The organism is Pontibacter liquoris (assembly GCF_022758235.1).
GTDB classification, from domain to species: domain Bacteria; phylum Bacteroidota; class Bacteroidia; order Cytophagales; family Hymenobacteraceae; genus Pontibacter; species Pontibacter liquoris.
In genome coordinates, this window is sequence record NZ_JALEBG010000003.1 from 490,174 (window position 1) to 508,047 (window position 17,874).

Sequence of the window (17,874 nt, forward strand, 5' to 3'; positions counted from 1 at the left end):
TAGATTATAAGAATATCTGAATATTTACTTTATGTTGGCCTTCAACAGTTTTACCCACTTTCTATGAGAGCAACTTTACTCGGCTCATTTCTTTTATTTTTAGCTTTCAACACCTTTGCCCAGCAGCCGTTACAGCGCAGCATCTCTCTAAAAAGATACGGTAGCGACAGCCTGCACATTCCTTTTGATGCCGCATACTATTTAGTAGAGGACAGCTGTGCCCAGATCATGCGACAGGTGCGCTATAATGCACAGCAACGCTCTTTCTATGGCAGGTTTAAAGATGTTAGCCGTACAAATCCTGCCTTGGTGATTGCCGAAGGTACTTACAAACCGGGAGGTCTGAAAGAGGGGGCATTTACGTCTTACCACCCCAACGGGAAACTTCAGGCGCAGGGCAGCTTTAAAGAAAACAAGCTTAGCGGAGAATGGCGCTTCTTTTATGAAGTTGGCACGCCCAGATTAACCTTTATCGCTTCAGATAGCGGCATCACCATAACCGATGCCTGGAACAGCAACGGCATACAGACAGTGACCAACGGAACAGGCCAGCATCAAATAATTTTAAGCAGTATTATCTGGAAAGGGAAGCTTCTAAACGGAAAACCTGTGGGCACCTGGACAGCAACATCGCCCTACGACAGATCGAGTACAATGCAGGCCAGCGAAAAGTTTAAAGACGGTAAATTTATGAAAGGTACTGGACCAATTGGTGATTACACAGATGAGTCTCGCATAATGTGGTTCAACATGCAGGAGCTTCCCTTTCTAACTGCTGAGCAAATGGCTATCTCCAGCACACCCTGCAACCCCGCGCCCAGAAAGCTCCTGATTAGTGCGCAGTACCGGGAAGGCTTAGAGGCATACAGTTATGCAATACAAAGAGTTGCAGACGCTTATCTAAGTGGCATTGATCTTAAACCTTATGAATCCATGCTGAACATAGAAGGAGAAATAGCCGAAGATGGCAGATTAGTTAATATGCGGTATAAAAATGCATTTAATGATAAAATAGCAACCGGCTTGGTAAGAGCCCTGGGAAAGTTGCCTTCGTTGGAACCTGCTTTGGTCAATGGTACCCCTACCAGGCAAAAGTTTACAATTACCTTTAAATTTGAAAAAGGCTTCTATTCATTCAACTACCGGTTCCTCCCCCTTAATCCCGTACCGGCGAAATAACTTTCAGATGATTCAGCATGGCTGCCGGATTCTCCCAGAACTGGCGGCTGTACACGCGCACGTAGGGCCAGTGCCGCTGCTGCAGTAACTGCGGTACATCGGCATGGGCGTGGCGCACCGACGCGTTGGTATAGTATAGGTCGTCGTCCGTGAGCACCACCCCCGTATACTGCTGTGCCACTACCTGCGTCAGGTCGGCAAAGGGCACCTCCTGTTGCAGTGTCTTTACCTGCTGCTGCAGGCGCTCCTTCAGCAGGGGCACCCCGGCGGGTATACTTTCTTTTTTAGGATGATACTGGAAATACCGGCGGCTGACCTGCTGCGCATACAGGAGATATTCCTTCAGCAGCTTGGGCCCCGGGTGCAGCGTGTGGTCTACCTGCAGTTGCTCGGCCCGGATGCTGCTCACCACAAAAATGTGCTGTTTGGCGCGCGTAATGGCCACATTCAGGCGGTTCTCGCCTCCGGCCTGATTCAGGCTGCCAAACTGCATGGCCATGCGTCCCTGCCCGTCCGGCGCATACCCTACCGACAAGATGATGACTTCCTTTTCATCGCCCTGAATATTTTCGATGTTCTTGACCAGCACCGAAGGCGGGATGGTTACCCCCAGGGCAGTGGCGCGGTCTTCGAGCAGGTCCTGCACCAGCATTTGCTGGGTATAGTTAAAGGTGATTACCCCAATTTCTTCTTTGCCTTCTTCCAGTAGTTTGAGCACCAGATGCACCACCCGCTCCGCCTCCGGCCCGTTGGCATTGTCCTGCCACAGCCCGTGCACCTTCATAAACTGAATGGCCGGGCGCCGCGCGTTGGCATCTTCTAGCTCGGGTATGAGCTCCAGTTTCTGATGATAGAAGTGGCGGTTCGAGAAATCGATCAGCTCGGGATAGCGGCTGCGGTAATGTTGCGTGAGCATAACCTGCGGCAAGTATAAACTGCACAGCTGCAGCAACGATTCGGCCGACAGTTCTTCCACTTCGTCCTCCCCGGCTGCGCTCCAGCGGGTGCGGTACAGGTCCGATGGCTGTAGCTGCTGCTGGTCGCCGGCCACCACCACCTGTCGGGCACGCAACATGGCCGGCAGGCCGGTTTCGGCATAGCACTGCGAGGCCTCGTCGAAGATCACCAAATCAAAACACGCTTCCAGGGGCAACACCGCCGACACGGTTTCGGGCGAGGCCAGCCAGCAGGGCACCAGGTCCAGCATCTCGTTGGAGAAAAGCGCGAAGAGTTTGCGCAGCGGGTACAGGCTGCGCTTTTTGCTGACCTGCGCCTGCAAACGGCGGTAGGTAACTGCATTGCCGAGGCGGTTGAGCTCGATGTGTTTGTAGGCCTGCTCGCGCAACTGCGCCAGCACGATCTCCTGGCTCAGGCGTTGCTTTTCCTGTAGCAGTTGCTGCAGTTCCGCCTCCACCCTGTCCAGCTCGCCGTTGGAGGGCATGCGCAGTTCCGGGTGCTGCGTTTCCAGTTCGTGCAGCCAGGCCAGGTAGAGGCTGTTGAGGAAAAGTTTTTCTCCGGCTTCTTCCGAGCCTATACTTTGGGAAACCAGTTGCAGCATGATCTCACGTTCGGCTTCCAGGAACGAGGAAAAAAGCGTGTCGTAGGCTACCAGCGGTTCAAAGTGAGCCGGCAAAGCTTGCATCAAATGGGCACCATGCTGCTCCTGCGTGATGAGGCGCTTCACCTGGGCTTCGGGCAGCCACAGCAACCAGTTTTTATACTTGCTCTGTAGCGCATCGAGGGTGCTGGTGAGCGTGGCCAGGTGCTGCGGCAGATCGACCAGGGGCAGCAGCTTTTCGTGCAGCACCTTGTCTCGGTGCAGCTGCCGCAGCAGCTTCTGAACAGCCAGCGCCTGCTCCAGGGTGTCGAGCTTCTGCAGCACTTTCTCGCTTGTGTTCGACAGCTGCAGGTTATACTTTATACTGGCGTTAAGGCGCTGCATCAGTTCCTCGGCCTGCTGGCGCACCTCCAGGCGCTGCAGCAGCCGGGCGACATTCTCCTCGGTAAGCTCCCAGTTGTACAGGGCCAGCGCTTGTTTGAGCACTTTCTTCTCCGGCGAAAAGTACCAGTTTATACTTCCCAGCAGCTGGCTTTGCTGGTCGGCATACGCTTTGATCGCCTTTTTTATACCTGCCAGTTGCGCCACTGGCACGGTTAGATCGGGCCCCAGGGTGGAGCGGTACACATCGCGCAGGCTTTTTACCTGTTGCTGCAGCTCCGGCGCTTTTACCGGCGCCTGCCGCAAGGCATGCAGGGCGGGCAGCACGTCGGGCAAGGCTAACAGCCGCTGCAGCTCGGTTAAAGCCGGCAGCGCCGCCGTGTACTGAGGCAGCTGCTCCAGCGTAAAAGTATTGCCGCTAAGCTCGCTGATGCTTTTCTGCAGCTGGCTATACTCCTGCGGCAGTTGCTGTATGGTTTCCTCGAGCTGCAGGCGCTGGGGCCAGCCAAAGCCTTTCATGCTGCGCCGCTCGCGCCAGATAAAATCCTCCTGCTCAAACGTAACCGCCTGCTGCAGGTACTGGCGCAGGCGCGGCAGGAACTCTGTCAGGATATCGGCCGTGAAGTAGCGGAAGCTGGAGGAAAGCGGCAGGTGCGGCTCCTGCAAATTGCTCCGCAGGTATAACTCCTTCGGCGACCAGCCGCAGCGGCTACTATCGAAGAGCGCCTTCTTAAAAGCGGCAAGCTTTTCGGTGCAGCGGTTTATGCCACGGCCTACTTCCAGAAACGCCCGGTCGGTGTAAATACTGTTTAGCGCCAGGTTCTGCTTTTTATAATCGTCGAGCTGCTCGATCTGGTGCAACAGCTGCGCGAAGATGGGTTTACGGTCGGCGTTGATGTCGTGCACCAACCCGGCAAAAGCGCCCAGGCCTTTCTGCGACAGGCGCTGGTACACCACATCCAGCGCCGCCCGCTTCTGGCTTACGACTAGCACCTTCTTGCCCCGTGCCGTAAAGTCCGACACCAGGTTGCAGATGAGCTGCGATTTGCCCGTGCCCGGCGGCCCCTGCACCACCAGCGAGCGACCCTGCTTTACGGTCTGCAATGCCGCCTCCTGCGAGGCATCGAGGGTGAAAGCGGTAAAGGTATGCTGGGCCTGCGTGCTGCTACTTATACTTGCATCGGGCACCGGAAAGAGGTCTTCCAGCTCCTGCAGATCATCGCGCTGCAACAGCGCATCGTAATCATTCAAAAGAAAAGACGCTGCCTGCGGGAAAATGCCCAGCACGGCTTCCTGCTCCAGGGATAGTTGCCCGGGCTTCAGTGGTTCTTCGTAATCAGCTTTTTTATAGTCGCGGAAAGGGTGGAGCTTGTCGGTAAAGAACTCGCGCCCCACATTCAGTTCCAGCTGATGGGTCTTCAGTAATTCGTATACCTGCGTGCGGAACTCCAGCGGGTGCTGCGGCAGCGTGCTCAAATCCAGCTCCGTGAGCTCCTCGGCTAGCGGCGTGCCCATGTAGTGCGCATAGGCCAGCAGAAAGCTTTGGTTAAACTGCGCCGGCTGCGCGGCATCGGGCACCAGCTCCCACTGCTGCGCGGCGTTTACCTGCAGCTGCACCGGGAAGAAAAGCAACGGACAGCGCACGGCCGTGCCATCGGAGAACTTGCCCTGCACAAACGGCCAGCCAAGGTATAACTCGCGGCTGCCACGCTCCTCAAAAATAATCTCGGCCTTGCGCTTCACGTAGCGCAGGCGCTGGCTGATAGCGGCCACCGGAACCTGCCGGCTATCGGCATAAGGGCTCAGGGCAATCCGCTTTTTACCCGACAACAGCTTTTCGATAACTCCAAAGGCCGGTTCGCCGGTTACAAAGTTCAGCGTCTCCACATCCAGGTGCATCTCCCGTGACAGGCGCAGCAAGACCAGGGCCCTGTTGCCGGAGCCGAGGTTGAGCAGCCTGCGTCTATAATTTTTGAGGATGTTCTTCATGGATAGCTGACACGTTAACGAAGAATTATTAACGTAAGTCTTTTAAAAAAGAAGCAAGTTAACAGGATTTGCGTTGTGTTGGTAATTTACGCCTCCGTGGCGGCGCTGCGTACCGGAAACGACCTTCGGCCGCTTCAAATCGCCCGTATGCGGAAGCGCAGAAAAAAGCAGTAACCGAAAACGATTTGCGCCGGCTTTGGCAAAGCTGTAAATTTAAGGTATAAACGCTTCACTTTATGCTCCTCTCGTTGCTTGCTGCGCTTCTGTCGCTCTCTTTTTCTCCTATTGTGCAAAATCACACCGGCCCAGGAAAGCTTGTCCGGATAGAAAGCTTTCCTTCCAGGTATGTAGCGCCGCGGCAGGTGGATGTGTGGCTGCCGGAAAGCTATGGCCAAAACCCCGGTAAGAAGTATGCGGTGCTGTATATGCAGGACGGGCAGAACCTGTTCAGCCCTGAAACGGCGTATGCCGGGCAGGAATGGCAGGTAGACGAAACTTTGTCGCAATTGATGCAGGAAGGTAAAATAAAAGACTGCATCGTAGTGGGCATCTGGAACACGGCACACCGCTTTTATGAGTATGGCCCGCAGAAACCCTTTGCCTTGCTGCCAGATAGCGCCCAACAGCAACTGCGGCAGGAGTATAAATTCGATAAGATCCTGAGCGACGAATACCTCAAATTTATAGTAGAGGAGCTCAAACCCTACATCGACAAAAAATATTGCACTAGGCCAGACCGCAACAACACCTACCTGCTGGGCTCCAGCATGGGCGGCCTGATTTCGTTGTATGGCGTGCTGGAATACCCGAAGGTATTTGGCGGCGCAGCCTGTCTCTCTACCCACTGGCCTTTTACGCTAAAAGAAAACAACCCGGCGTTTACCCATGCCATGGCCGCCTACCTGGCCCAACAGCTGCCCACGCGCCACAAGCCCCGTTTATACTTTGATTACGGTACCCAAACGCTTGATGCCTGGTATGCACCTCATCAGCAACTCATCGACAGTGTATTGGAAGGCAAAGGGTATGGCAGTAAAAACTGGGTAACGCGCCGGTTCGAAGGGGCCGAGCACAGCGAGCGCTCCTGGCGCGAACGCCTGGCCATCCCTGTAACTTTTCTGCTTCGGAAATGATATACCCGGGTATGGCTGAAGCGCAGGATAACCCGACCCCAATAAATCAAAGCTGCCCATTGTAGAACAGGTATCATCGGGCGGCGTAGCTTACCCGGCAAGTGCCACGGGTGTGGAGGTTGCGCTGATCAGTGTCGGCGCGAAGGCGCGGTGGCAGCTGCCCAAAGGGTTGGTAGACCCGGGCGAGACACCGGAAGTTACCGCTGTGCGCGAGGTGCGCGAAGAAGCCGGCATAACCACTACCCTGGTCCAGAAAATTGATACGATTGCATACTGGTACGTGGGCGACAAAGGCAGGCAGCGCGTGCGCTTCCATAAGCAGGTACATTTTTTCCTGCTGGCTTACCAGCATGGGCAGGTAACAGACCACGATTGGGAAGTAAACGAAGCCCGCTGGGTAAACCTGCCTGAGGCCATCGGCATGCTGGCTTTTAAAAGTGAGCGGCAGGTACTGGAAAAAGCCCAAACCCTGCTGGAAACAATGCTGAGGGAATAAGCTTACTCCTTGCCCTCCACCTGTTCCGCTTTATTTAAAAGGTATCTCACCGTTTGTTTGCGCCGGCAGCAAGCCCGGAAAGTATAAGGAAGCCACACCTACACAAAATAGTTTGGTTAGCACTTTCTCTTATCTCCTTCAACAGGTTTAAGCAGCATAACATATCCGCTGCTTTCAGGCACCCTTTATTCCTCCTCTCAAAAAAATTTGAAAAAATTTTCAAAAAAAGTGTTTCTTCATTTTCTCTTCATCTTGACAGTATAGTTTTGGATCATAAACTATAAAAAACGATCTGAACAAATGAAAAAACTAACCCTTATAGCCGCCGCCGTACTAAGTGCTGCCGCTGCCTTCGCCCAGACTTCTGCTACACAAGTTAACGTGAGTGCCCAGAGCACCACCCAGGCTTCGGCCAATGGCCAGAACAAAAATGCCGACGCAGCCAGCCAGACCTCAGGCTCGGTTTCCATAACCCAGGAAGGTGCGCTTGTAAATGCAACCGCAATGAAGCAAGCCGGTCAGGCAAAAGCCGCTGATGCAAAGGCTGAGGCTAAAAAATCCAAAAGAGAATTGCGTAAGCAGCGCAAGGCTGCCGCAGAGGCCGCAGCGCAAACAGCTGTAACAGCCAGCGCGAAAGGCCAGGCAACAGCTGCTGTAGCAGCCGAAGCCAGCCAGCGCACGGCTGCCACAGCAAACGCCAAAGGCAAAGCCCTGGCAGAAGCCGCCGCTACCAGCGCCGCCCTTACAACAGACGCTGCTATCAGCACCGAAGCCACTACTGCCGTAGAAACAGCCTCTGCAGCCGAAAATCATGGCCAGGCAGTAGCCGAGGTGGCACACAGCGCAGAAGCGACCACTACGACCAAGGGCCAGTTGGTGAGCAACGTTGCCGCTGCAAATGGCAAACTGGTAAGCGAAGCTGCCGGTAATGCAAAAGCCCTGACGCTGGCAGAAGCACCTGAAGCGCCACAGCAGGAAAATGGTAAACCCGCTAAAGCACCAAAAGACAAAGCGCCTAAAGAAGTGAAGGAAAACCAGGGCCAGGCTGTAGTAGATGTAGCCCAGACCACCGAAACAGAGGTAAACGCCAAAGGAAAAGCGGTGAAAGAGGTAGCCACTGCCCGTCGCCAGGAAAAACCCGTGAAACTGGATGGCGATGTTGCAGCAGAAACAGCCGTTAAAGCAACAGGTGCTGCCCGCGTCGTTACAGCCGGCCGTCCGGTAAGTGCAGGCCGCCCGGCACGTGTGCTGAAGGCTGGTGGCGCTGTGAAACCGGTGAAAGTAACAGGTGCGGTGAAAGCCGGTTCCATCATCAAAGTTGGTAAAAACTAATTCACCCTTTATACTTAGCTACCGGCAGCCTGGCATTTGCACAGGCTGCCGGTAGTTACATCCGATATGAAACCACAACTTGCATTATGGCTCTTGCTGGGATGCATCCTGCTCTCGGGGAGCCGGCTAACAGCCACACCTATCCTTACGCCGGTAAAGCCCGACGATACCACGCCGGCAGATTCTGTGACGAAGAAAGGCTGGTGGACCGTGAGCCTGGAGACGGCGAATAACTCCTCGTTTTACGGGCGCAACACAGCCAAACAATACCCTTATGTGGCGGCCACGGTCTCGTATGTGCACAACACCGGGCTTTGGGCTTCCGCTACCACCTACCAGCTCTTTAACACCGAAGATTATATTGATGAAACGGATGTGTCGGCGGGCTACAGCTTTAAGATCTCGCCGCGGGCTACGGGTAACATCAGCTACTCACGCTTTATCTTCAGCGAGAATACGCCGCTTGTGAAATCCGTTACCGCCAATGCCCTTACCGCCAATGCTGCTGTGGACTGGAAGATCCTGTACACGGCCCTTACCAGCAGCTATGTGTTCGGGGGCAGCAGCGATGTGTTTGTGGTGCTGGAAAACTCGCGCTATATTGCACTCAATCCGCTCTGGAAAGGGAAACGCGCTATTGGCCTGGACCCCAAGATCAGCCTGACAGGCGGCACGCAGGAATTTTCAGAAACGCATACTATCACGGAGCAGAACAAGAAAAGCGTGGGCGGCGCCATCGGCGGCATCCTGGACCCGCTGAAGCCCGGCAATGGCAATAGTGGCAACAATGGCGGCACCACCACCACAACTACCACAACCACGGTGCACCGCTTTCAGCTGCTCAACTATGAATTTCTGTTGCCGGTCGTGGTATCGCTGGGGAATTTTGAACTGGAGCCTTCATGGCGCTATTCCATCCCAGTAAACCTGCTGGAGGGCGATGAGTCCACAGCGCAGTCTTTTTATACCTTTAAAGCAAGCTATACTTTCTAACATCCTTACACCCTTAGCTGATTTATACTGATGCATGTACTGATCGTAGAAGACGAAGCCAGCCTGGCAAAAGAGTTGGTGCATTTTCTATCGCAGGAGCATTATAAGTGCGACTGGGCCGCGACCGGCCGGGATGCTTCTGAAAAGATTGCCGTAAACCTGTATGATTTCATTCTGCTGGACCTGGGCCTACCCGACTACAACGGCCTGACGCTGCTGCAGGAAGCCCGGCAGCTGGATCATGAACCGGCCATTCTCATACTTACCGCGCGTGGCTCGCTCGAAGAGCGCATCGAGGGCCTGGACCTGGGTGCCGATGATTACCTGCCCAAGCCTTTTTCGCTGCTCGAGCTGCAGGCCCGCATGCAGGCCGTGCTGCGCCGCAAGTTCAAGATCAAATCGTCGGTGCTGGCCTTTCATGGCCTGGAGCTCGACCACAGCACCCGCCGCGTCACACACCAGGCCACCGAGATCAGCCTCACCAAGAAAGAATTTGACCTGCTGCATTACCTGCTCCTGCACAAGAACCGCATCCTGACACGGCTGCAGCTAACCGAGCACATCTGGGGCAACCTGCTGGAAGATGATTACGATTCCAACTACATTGATGTGCATATCAAGAATCTCCGCAAAAAACTGGCCGCCTATATTACCGACGAGTGGCTGGAAACCGTGCGCGGCGTAGGCTACCGGCTAACTACCTGACATGCGGCTACAATCCAAACTCACGCTTTTCAGCGCCCTTTCCAAGATCATCCTTTTTCTTTTGCTGGTCGTACTACTGCCGCCCCTTATCCACAGGGTGGCCCTGCATAATACCGACCAGCGCCTGCTGGAGCAAAAGGAACAGGTGCTGCGCATGGTAGAGGAACAAGGCATCGAGAACTTTATTCTGGAGGGCGACAACAGCGCTTACGGGAGTTATAACCTCTTAAAAGAGGAATTTATCTCGATGGAGAAAGTGGCGCCCGGCTTGGAAGTCGACTCCATCGGTAACAGCCTGCGCAAAGTGGAAGGCGAGGTAGTGGATTACCGCGTGCTGAGCCTGACCTTCCAGATCGCCGACCAGACCTACCTGCTGGAGATCGGCCGCAGCATTGCCACCATCCGCGAAAGTATCGACATCCTGCAGCAGTATGCGCTTATCTTTCTAGTCGTGGTGGTGGTGCTGACTGCCTTCGTGGATTTGGCTTTCACCAAAATACTGCTGCGCCCGCTCCTGCTCATCATCCGGCGGCTGCAGCGCATCGGCCACCCCAGCACCTTTCAGCCTACCAAATTAGCCAGCACCACCACCGATTTCGTGTACCTCAATGATACCATCAATAACATGATGGGCCAGGTGCAGGCGGCCTTTCTGAAGGAAAAAGAGTTTATCGGCAACGTGTCCCATGAGCTGCTCACGCCGGTCTCGATCCTGCAGAACCGCATGGAAAACCTGCTGGCCGACCCCGACACCCCGGAACACCTGCTCATAAAGCTGGTGGATAACCAGCGCACGCTGCACCGCCTCAAAAGCATCATCCAGGCACTGTTGCTGATCTCGCGCATAGAGAACGAACAATATCTCAAAAACGAGGAAGTAGAAATTAAAATGCTGGTCGGGGAGGTTGTGGAAGAGATCAGGGACCGCGCCGAAGCCCGGGAAGTAGCACTGGAAATGGACTTATCCGACGACTGGACCTTGGTGCAGGCAAACGAGTCGCTGCTATTCACCATGCTTTTTAATGTAGTAAACAACGCTATCAAGTATAACCGCCCCGGCGGGAAAGTAATCCTCACCGGTCGCCTTGCTAAAAAAGGGTACGAACTATGCGTAACCGATACGGGTGTTGGCATTGCAGCCGCGCAGCTGCCCCACATTTTCAGCCGCTTTAAACGGCTGCACGCCCCCGACGGCGAAAGCCACGGCCTGGGGCTTCCCATTGTGCAGACCATCGCCCAGTTCCACCGCATCAAGCTTTCGGTTACCTCCGAGCCCGGAGAAGGCACCACCTTCTGCTTCCGGTTTCCGAACACCTGACGCAAGCACTAGCCTAAGTATAAAGCTGTGCCGGTTTCCTTTTCCAAAACTATATCCGCTGTTTTACCGCATAAAGGATTCAGTATCTTTAAGCCGTAAACAAGAACGAACGCTATGAAAGTAGGATTTATAGGATTAGGCATTATGGGCAGCCGCATGGCCGCTAATTTACAGAAAGCCGGCTACGAGCTGGTGGTCTATAACCGAACACAATCCAAGGCGGATGCCCTGGTAAAGCAGGGAGCTACGCGGGCAAACACCCCGGAAGATGTGGCCCGCCAGTGCCGGCTGGTGATCACGATGCTCTCGACACCGGAAGCGGTGGAAGAAGTGGCGCTGGGCCATGATGGGTTTCTGAAAGCCTTGCCCGGCAACTCGCTTTGGGTGAACTGCAGCACCGTAAATCCCTCCTTCACCATAAAAATGGCTCATCATGCCAAAAAAATGGGCCAGCGCTACCTCGATGCGCCAGTATCGGGCACGGCAGGTCCCGCCGAAAAAGGGGATCTCATTTTCCTCATCGGAGGCGAAGCGGCTGATATTGCGCAGGTGCAGGAATTGCTGGATGTGATGGGCAAAGAAACGGTGCATGTGGGCGCTCCCGGTCAAGGCGCAGGCATGAAAATGGCCAACAACATGATGCTGGCACACGCCATGACGGCTTTTGCCGAAGCACTTCGACTAGGCACCGCGCTGGGTATTTCGGAGGAGATGCTTTGCAAGACCCTGCTCAATGGCCCGGCCGCCGCGCCATACCTTAAACTAAAACAGCCTAAAATTCTGGAGCGCGAGTTCTCGCCCCAGTTTCCGCTTGAGTGGACGCACAAAGACCTGCACCTGGCCAGCATCACCGCTTACGAGCAGAACATAGCGCTCCCTTCGTTGCAGGCCACCAAAGAGCTGTATGCACAGGCAAAGCAGCAAGGCCTGGGAGAGGAGGATTTTACCGCCGTGTACCGCGTATACCTGCCGAATGAAGAAAAATAAAGAAGTATAAACCAGGTATAGGAATCAGGGAGGCGCAAGATTGCGCCTCTTTTTTTACCTATAGCGGCGGCTTTTACCACATACGCTCGCAGGAGCCCCCGAAATGCTTCTGGGCAGCGATTATAGTGTGAGGTAAGGCCGCAGCTTCTCGAAAAGTTCCGGGGTTATGAGCTTGATCTTTTGCAGCTCTTCCAGGTTGCGAAAGCTGCCGTGCTGCTCGCGGTAAGCCACCATAGCGCGGGCCACGTTGGAGGAGATGTATGGATGCGCCTTCAGTTCGTCGGCGGTGGCTGCGTTTATACTTAGCTGCGGCGGCGTGTAGGCATCGGGGACAAACGCATACTTGTGCAGGCTGTCCACCACCTCAGGCGGCAGACCATATACTTCCCGCAGCTGCGCCATACTATGGAAGCCCCCCAACCCGGTTCTATACTTGACGATGCGGGCCGAAAGCTTGCTGCCGATGCCGCGTATCTGCTTGAGCTGAGCGGTATCGGCGGTGTTGATGTTGAATGGGGCAAGTATAAATTTCTCGCGTGGCGGGTAAGCGGCCTTCTTTTGGGAATAAGGCGATGGTGTGTTGCGGGCATACTCCTGGCGCTTGCCATACTTGTCAGGGCGTTTTTCCGGCAGCTGAATGTAAGGGTAGAGCCGCTGAAAAACCGAATCAGGCAGGCCGTATATCCTACCCAGTTCGGCTTTATAGGTCAGGTCGCCTACTTTCTTGCGGTAATTGAGGATGCGCTGCGCCAGGTATTTGGGCAATCCGAAGGCCTGCCACTCCTCCACCGACAGGGTGTTGGGGTTAAACGGCCGTAGCGCTACGGTAGCCACGTTATACTTGTTCCGGCGCAGGGGCTGCTTTGCCTCCAGCTGCGCTACCAGGCTATCGAGCGTTTGCTTGTCGGCAGCGGCGGTGCTGCCTGGCGATGGCCGGTAAAACCAATCAAAAAGAAATGGTGCTGCCGTGAGCAGCACCATTATACTTATCAGCCACAGAAAGCCGTTTACCTCGCCTTGCGAAAAGCCGAAATAACGACGGATCCAACGCCGGAGCTGTTTCATGGCGTTAGCCTAGCGGGCTGGTTGCTGGCGGTCCGGTTCGTCGTCGTTATCCAGGTATGAATCCGGCTCGGGCTTCGGAGGCGTGCTTAACACCTTGGTAAAAAAGAATATTGTCAGTCCGGTAACCAACGTGATGGTCAGGACCATCACCATAAGGGCAGATGTGTTCATAGCAGCTTTTTAAATTTTTCCTTCCCTAACTCTTTTCTTATACGCAATATACACCAGCAGCGCAATGGCCAGCCACACGCCCACCAGCAGAATACGCGAGGCGTTGGTATAGAACAGCGTATCCTGCAGATGCTGTATCTGCGCCGGATCGGTAGCTGCTGCCAGTTGGTCTTTCAAACTGCTGTTCATTATTTTCTTGATGATGGAGCTATCATCCAGTTCCCAGTTGCCGGCAAGGGCTTTGCCCCAGTCGCCACCTTTTGGGGTAATCAGCGAGCCAATAAACACCCACAGCAGCAACGGCGGCGTAATAAACTTGATGATGAACTTGTAGATATTAGGCACTTTGATGTCGGCGCCAGAGGTGATTTCGCGCCAGCCTTTCTTCATACCGAACACCCAGGCAAACAGGATGGTCTCGAATAAAGCAAACACAACCAGCGACACGGTTCCAGCCCAGTAATCATACTCGTCGAACACGCCATACTTAAAGAACAGCACCGTGGGTAAACCCAGCAACAGCACCACCAGGCCAAACGACCAGGCAGCGGTATTTCGTTTCCAGTTAAATTCGTCCTGCATAAAGCCCATCCAAGGCGTGCCCATGGCCAGCGAGGAGGTAATGCCTGCAAAGAACAGCAGTCCGAACCACATCACGCCGGAAATGGCACCCAGCACATCCCCCCACTGCAGGAACAGGTAGGGCAACGTTTTAAAGGCCAGCCCGAGGCCGCCCAGCTGCACCAGTTCCGTTACGCGATCGATGCCCAGGTAACCGATTGAGATCGGGATCACAATGGCAGCGCCCAGCACCACTTCCACAAACTCGTTCATCCAGCCTGCGGACATAGCGTTCAGGGCGATATCGTCTTTAGAGCGCACATAAGAAGCGTAGCATTGCACCGTGCCCATTCCGACCGACAAGGTGAAGAAGATCTGCCCGGCAGCAGCCAGCCACACGCTGGGAGACCACAGCTTGTCGTAGTTTGGCGTCCAGAGGAAGTTAAGGCCAACCGCGCTGTCGTTGATGGCGCCATCCACACCCGCCGTAATAGTTACGCCTTTATAGGCCAGGAAAATTCCGAATAGGATCAGCAGGGGCATACCTACTTTGGCTACACGCTCCACCCCGCCTGCAAGTCCGCGCGAGAGTATGTACGTATTCAGGAACAGGCAAAGCACATAAAAGAAAATAGGCTCCAGCGGAATACCCAGCGTGGAATCCCCTATGCTGACATACGAATTAAAGAAAGCGGCCACAGCCTCCTGGTCCATCCCTTTAAAAGTGCCCACCACTGAGTGGAGCATATAAGAAAGGGTCCAGGACTCGATGTAGCAATAGTAGGCAGCCACGGCAATGTTAGTCCAGATGCCAAACACGCCGATATACTTCCACAGGCGGTTTTTGTGCATGGTATCCACAATAAAAGGAGTGGAATGGTGCCCGAACTTGCCCCCGAAGCGGCCCATAGACCATTCGATCCAGAGGAGGGGAATCCCCATGACCAGAAAGCAGATAAGATAAGGGATGATGAAGGCACCGCCGCCGTTTTGCACTGCCTGCACCGGAAATCGCAAGAAGTTTCCGAGACCTACCGCATTGCCGGCCATGGCAAGAATGAGACCCATGCGGGAGCCCCATGATTCTTTGTTAGCACTCATAAAATAAGGTAGAAGTGTTTAGTTTAGTTGGATTGGTTGTAGCTGGTATGATGAATTTAAAGTTTCTAATATAGGCAAAGCTTCCGACAGTGCCATTAAAAATCGTATATTTATAATATTACGGCCTGTTAGAAGCCTCCCTACCGAAGGGCTTTGGCTGTTTACAGACCGGGTTGCGCTGCTGCCTGCGTGGCCACTAGTCGGATGCCTTCCCGGAAAGTATGGGGCTGATATCCGAGCTCGTTCTGTGCTTTGCTGATGTCGAAACCGGTGCGCAGCGGGCGCCTGGCTGGCTGCGAAAAAGTGGCCGCACTGGCTTTGTCTATCAACGCTTTATCCAGCCCGAAGTGATCGGCCACCTGCAGGGCCATGTCATAGGGGGTGAGTGTTTCGCTGCCGGAGATGTTGTAAATGCCCTGCGCATCGTGTTTGGCAGCCAGCCAGCAGCCCATGGCCAGGTCCTCGGCCAAAGTGGGGGTGCGCAGCTGGTCTGTCACCACTTTAATTACTTTGCCGGCCTGCAGGCTGTCGCGCACCCAGAGCACAATGTTGCTGCGCCCGTAATCGTGCACAACCCCATACACCAGCACGGTGCGCAGGATAGCCCATTTGCAGCGTGCCTTTTTCACGATCTCTTCTGCCTGCAGCTTGGTCTCGCCGTAAAAATTTACAGGGCGGGCTTTGGCCTCCTCGGTATAGGGGCCGTTTTCGCCATCAAATATAAAGTCGGTGGATACGTGGATCAGGTGCACGTTATACTTTTCGCAGGCCGCTACCAGGTTCGCTACCGCATCGCGGTTCAGCAGCAGGGCGCCTGCCTGGTTACTTTCGCACTCGTCCACATTCGTCATAGCGGCCGTGTGGATAATGTGCGTGGGGCGGAATGCACTCACCACTTCGTCTATTTGCTGCGGGTTTGTCACGTCCATACTTTGGAATGGCAGGGTGGGCAGCACCTGGGCCAATTTGTTTTCTCCCCGGCTGGTAGCCAGCAAGACTACGTCCTGCTGAGGCAGCAGCAGTTGGGCCAGTTTCTGGCCCAGCAGCCCGTTAGCACCCGTAATCAGTATTCGTTTCATGGCTTACTTCTTATCCAGCGATTGCGTGGCGTAGTTATACTTATACTTCTTGGCGATCTTCTTTTTCTTTACCTGCTCCACCTTTACCGTCATCTTCACCTCGCTCAGCGGTTTGTCGCGGCCGTCTTTGGGTAACTGCGCAATTTTATCGATCACCTCCAAGCCATCCACCACCTGCCCGAAAACGGTGTAGGCTTCATCCAGCATGGGCGTGCCTTCGTGGTTCTGCACCATGTAAAACTGCGAGCCGCTGCTGGCGCGCGTGGGGTTGGCAAAATCGCCCTGCCGTGCGGCCGCTACGGCGCCCCATACATGCTTGTGTTCAGGTTTTATCTCGGCCGGCACCGTGTAGCCAGGGTTTCCGGTGCCATCGTTGGCCGGATCGGCATCCTTGGTGTTGGGGTCTCCGCCCTGAATCATAAAGCCGTCGATCACGCGGTGGAACGTGGTGCCGTTGTAAAAGCCTTCTCGGGCCAGCTTCAGAAAGTTGTCGCGGTGCTGGGGCGTATCCTCAAACAGCACCAGTTTAATTTCTCCCTGCGGCGTGGAGATGCTGATGAGCTGGTCTTTTCCTTTTACTTTCTGGGCCATTACGGCTGCCGGCGCCATGGCAGCCAATGCCACGGCCAGGGCTATACTTTTGAGCAGTTTCATCTGTCAATAACCTGTTTTATGATTCGAATTCTTTTGTGCCTATACCAGGCTGTTTCCCAAACTTAGCACTTTCAGGGGTGATTTTATAGCGGATACCCAATTGATTTGCTGGCAACGGCTGTTTTTGCGCCCCAGGCTGGGCTAAAAACAAAATCCCCGTGCAGCGCTTTTTTCGGCCACACGGGGATTTCATCAGGCAGGGAGAATTGCGTTATACTTCGCCCCGCATTGCTTTTATACTTCGCAATATCGCGTCGCCTCCGTTTACCAGGATCGTATTTGCCAAGCTTTCGCCCAGTTCCTCGGCCATCACGGTAGGGCCGGCCAACGTTTCCTTCAGCAGCGTTTGCCCGTCCAGGCTCACTATGCCGCCGGTTATACTTACGCCGTGCTCGGTCAGGTGGGCCAGCGCAAAAGAGGGGATGCTGCAGCCGCCTTCCATGGTGCGCAGAAACGCGCGCTCGGCCAGCAGGCAGATATGCGTATCGGTGTGGTTGAGGGCTTGTTTGAGTCCTTTTTTCAGATCAGCATCCAGGCTCCTGGCGCACTCAATGGCTACGCTCCCCTGCCCAGCGGCGGGCACAAACTCCTCTACCGGAAAGGTATGCACGATCAGGTGGTCGTAGCCCATGCGCACCACGCCGGCGTAAGCCAGCAGCAAAGCTTCAAACTGTCCTTCTTCGAGCTTGCGCAGGCGCGTTTGCAGGTTGCCCCGCGACTCGGCCGTGGCAACGCCCGGGTAATACTTTTTAAGCAGCGCTTTGCGGCGCGTAGACGAGGTACCGATCATGGCAGTGCTCTCCGGCGTTAAAGTAAAATCGGGGTTATAGGACAGCAGCACGTCGTTCACCTTCTCCCGCTCCATAAAAGCGATCAGCTCCAGGTCTTCCGGAATAGACGACTGTACGTCTTTGGCGCTGTGCACGGCCACTTCTATACTTCCCTCGCGCAGGCTTACTTCCAGTTCTTCAGTAAAAACACCTTTCGAGCCGATCTTATCCAGCGATTTATCCAATACCTGGTCGCCTTTGGTGCTGATGATCACCAGCTCGGTTTTAAAGCCGGCGGCCTGCAGCTGTTCTGCCACGGCTTCGGCCTGCCACAGGGCCAGTTTGCTGCCCCGGGTGCCAATACGAATGGTCGTGTTCTTTATATCGTTTTGCATGAGATTC

Annotated in this window: 15 protein-coding genes; 8 read left to right on the top strand and 7 right to left on the bottom strand. The window is 54.6% G+C overall.

Annotated elements, in window-relative coordinates:
* Positions 1-63: 63 nt before the first annotated feature.
* Positions 64-1,179: a toxin-antitoxin system YwqK family antitoxin gene (locus tag LWL52_RS18995; protein WP_242923310.1), complete on the top strand. Its 1,116-nt coding sequence runs from the start codon at positions 64-66 to the stop codon at positions 1,177-1,179.
* Here LWL52_RS18995 and LWL52_RS19000 read toward each other — a convergent pair.
* On the bottom strand, positions 1,157-5,107 hold the full coding sequence (locus tag LWL52_RS19000; protein ID WP_242923312.1) for an AAA domain-containing protein: 3,951 nt from the start codon (positions 5,105-5,107) through the stop codon (positions 1,157-1,159). The genes LWL52_RS18995 and LWL52_RS19000 overlap by 23 nt on opposite strands.
* 236 nt (positions 5,108-5,343) lie before the next feature.
* Between LWL52_RS19000 and LWL52_RS19005 the strand changes: the two genes are divergently transcribed.
* The 7 genes from LWL52_RS19005 (at position 5,344) to LWL52_RS19035 (ending at position 12,071) form a co-directional block, all read left to right on the top strand.
* Positions 5,344-6,240 (top strand): alpha/beta hydrolase, encoded by an 897-nt coding sequence (locus LWL52_RS19005; RefSeq protein ID WP_242923314.1) that lies wholly within the window; start codon positions 5,344-5,346, stop codon positions 6,238-6,240.
* Between the two features lie 112 nt (positions 6,241-6,352).
* Entirely contained in the window at positions 6,353-6,736 is a 384-nt protein-coding gene (locus tag LWL52_RS19010) for an NUDIX hydrolase (RefSeq protein WP_242923316.1), read from the top strand.
* A 300-nt stretch (positions 6,737-7,036) separates the two neighbouring features.
* A complete protein-coding gene (locus LWL52_RS19015; RefSeq protein WP_242923318.1) occupies positions 7,037-8,068 on the top strand; it encodes a hypothetical protein in 1,032 nt (343 codons plus the stop codon).
* Positions 8,069-8,134: 66 nt separating this feature from the next.
* Entirely contained in the window at positions 8,135-9,061 is a 927-nt protein-coding gene (locus LWL52_RS19020; RefSeq protein ID WP_242923320.1) for a hypothetical protein, read from the top strand.
* Positions 9,062-9,091: 30 nt separating this feature from the next.
* Positions 9,092-9,766 carry a response regulator transcription factor gene (locus LWL52_RS19025; protein WP_242923322.1) on the top strand — a complete coding sequence of 225 codons (675 nt, stop codon included), beginning with the start codon at positions 9,092-9,094 and terminating at the stop codon, positions 9,764-9,766.
* 1 nt (position 9,767) lies between these two features.
* Positions 9,768-11,084, top strand: a complete 1,317-nt coding sequence (locus LWL52_RS19030) for a sensor histidine kinase (RefSeq protein ID WP_242923324.1) — start codon at positions 9,768-9,770, stop codon at positions 11,082-11,084.
* 114 nt (positions 11,085-11,198) lie between these two features.
* Entirely contained in the window at positions 11,199-12,071 is an 873-nt protein-coding gene (locus LWL52_RS19035; protein ID WP_242923326.1) for an NAD(P)-dependent oxidoreductase, read from the top strand.
* 120 nt (positions 12,072-12,191) lie between these two features.
* Here LWL52_RS19035 and LWL52_RS19040 read toward each other — a convergent pair whose 3' ends face one another.
* From LWL52_RS19040 to hemC, 6 genes are all read right to left on the bottom strand, one after another.
* Entirely contained in the window at positions 12,192-13,136 is a 945-nt protein-coding gene (locus tag LWL52_RS19040) for a ComEA family DNA-binding protein (RefSeq protein WP_242923328.1), read from the bottom strand.
* 9 nt (positions 13,137-13,145) lie between these two features.
* Positions 13,146-13,307 (bottom strand): hypothetical protein, encoded by a 162-nt coding sequence (locus tag LWL52_RS19045; RefSeq protein WP_242923330.1) that lies wholly within the window; start codon positions 13,305-13,307, stop codon positions 13,146-13,148.
* A 9-nt stretch (positions 13,308-13,316) separates the two neighbouring features.
* Positions 13,317-14,969, bottom strand: a complete 1,653-nt coding sequence (locus LWL52_RS19050; protein WP_242923332.1) for a sodium-dependent transporter — start codon at positions 14,967-14,969, stop codon at positions 13,317-13,319.
* Positions 14,970-15,130: 161 nt separating this feature from the next.
* Positions 15,131-16,048, bottom strand: a complete 918-nt coding sequence (locus tag LWL52_RS19055) for an SDR family oxidoreductase (RefSeq protein WP_242923334.1) — start codon at positions 16,046-16,048, stop codon at positions 15,131-15,133.
* A 3-nt stretch (positions 16,049-16,051) separates the two neighbouring features.
* Entirely contained in the window at positions 16,052-16,702 is a 651-nt protein-coding gene (locus LWL52_RS19060) for a peptidylprolyl isomerase (RefSeq protein ID WP_242923336.1), read from the bottom strand.
* A gap of 211 nt (positions 16,703-16,913) precedes the next feature.
* On the bottom strand, positions 16,914-17,867 hold the full coding sequence (gene hemC / locus LWL52_RS19065) for a hydroxymethylbilane synthase (RefSeq protein WP_242923338.1): 954 nt from the start codon (positions 17,865-17,867) through the stop codon (positions 16,914-16,916).
* Positions 17,868-17,874: the final 7 nt, after the last annotated feature.

Excerpts from the sequence above, each read along its gene's own strand:
- LWL52_RS18995 (WP_242923310.1), top strand. The coding sequence starts at position 64 with ATGAGAGCAACTTTACTCGGCTCATTTCTTTTATTTTTAGCTTTCAAC.
- LWL52_RS19000 (WP_242923312.1), bottom strand. The coding sequence starts at position 5,107 with ATGAAGAACATCCTCAAAAATTATAGACGCAGGCTGCTCAACCTCGGC.
- LWL52_RS19005 (WP_242923314.1), top strand. The coding sequence starts at position 5,344 with ATGCTCCTCTCGTTGCTTGCTGCGCTTCTGTCGCTCTCTTTTTCTCCT.
- LWL52_RS19015 (WP_242923318.1), top strand. The coding sequence starts at position 7,037 with ATGAAAAAACTAACCCTTATAGCCGCCGCCGTACTAAGTGCTGCCGCT.
- LWL52_RS19020 (WP_242923320.1), top strand. The coding sequence starts at position 8,135 with ATGAAACCACAACTTGCATTATGGCTCTTGCTGGGATGCATCCTGCTC.
- LWL52_RS19025 (WP_242923322.1), top strand. The coding sequence starts at position 9,092 with ATGCATGTACTGATCGTAGAAGACGAAGCCAGCCTGGCAAAAGAGTTG.
- LWL52_RS19030 (WP_242923324.1), top strand. The coding sequence starts at position 9,768 with ATGCGGCTACAATCCAAACTCACGCTTTTCAGCGCCCTTTCCAAGATC.
- LWL52_RS19035 (WP_242923326.1), top strand. The coding sequence starts at position 11,199 with ATGAAAGTAGGATTTATAGGATTAGGCATTATGGGCAGCCGCATGGCC.
- LWL52_RS19040 (WP_242923328.1), bottom strand. The coding sequence starts at position 13,136 with ATGAAACAGCTCCGGCGTTGGATCCGTCGTTATTTCGGCTTTTCGCAA.
- LWL52_RS19045 (WP_242923330.1), bottom strand. The coding sequence starts at position 13,307 with ATGAACACATCTGCCCTTATGGTGATGGTCCTGACCATCACGTTGGTT.
- LWL52_RS19050 (WP_242923332.1), bottom strand. The coding sequence starts at position 14,969 with ATGAGTGCTAACAAAGAATCATGGGGCTCCCGCATGGGTCTCATTCTT.
- LWL52_RS19055 (WP_242923334.1), bottom strand. The coding sequence starts at position 16,048 with ATGAAACGAATACTGATTACGGGTGCTAACGGGCTGCTGGGCCAGAAA.
- LWL52_RS19060 (WP_242923336.1), bottom strand. The coding sequence starts at position 16,702 with ATGAAACTGCTCAAAAGTATAGCCCTGGCCGTGGCATTGGCTGCCATG.
- hemC (WP_242923338.1), bottom strand. The coding sequence starts at position 17,867 with ATGCAAAACGATATAAAGAACACGACCATTCGTATTGGCACCCGGGGC.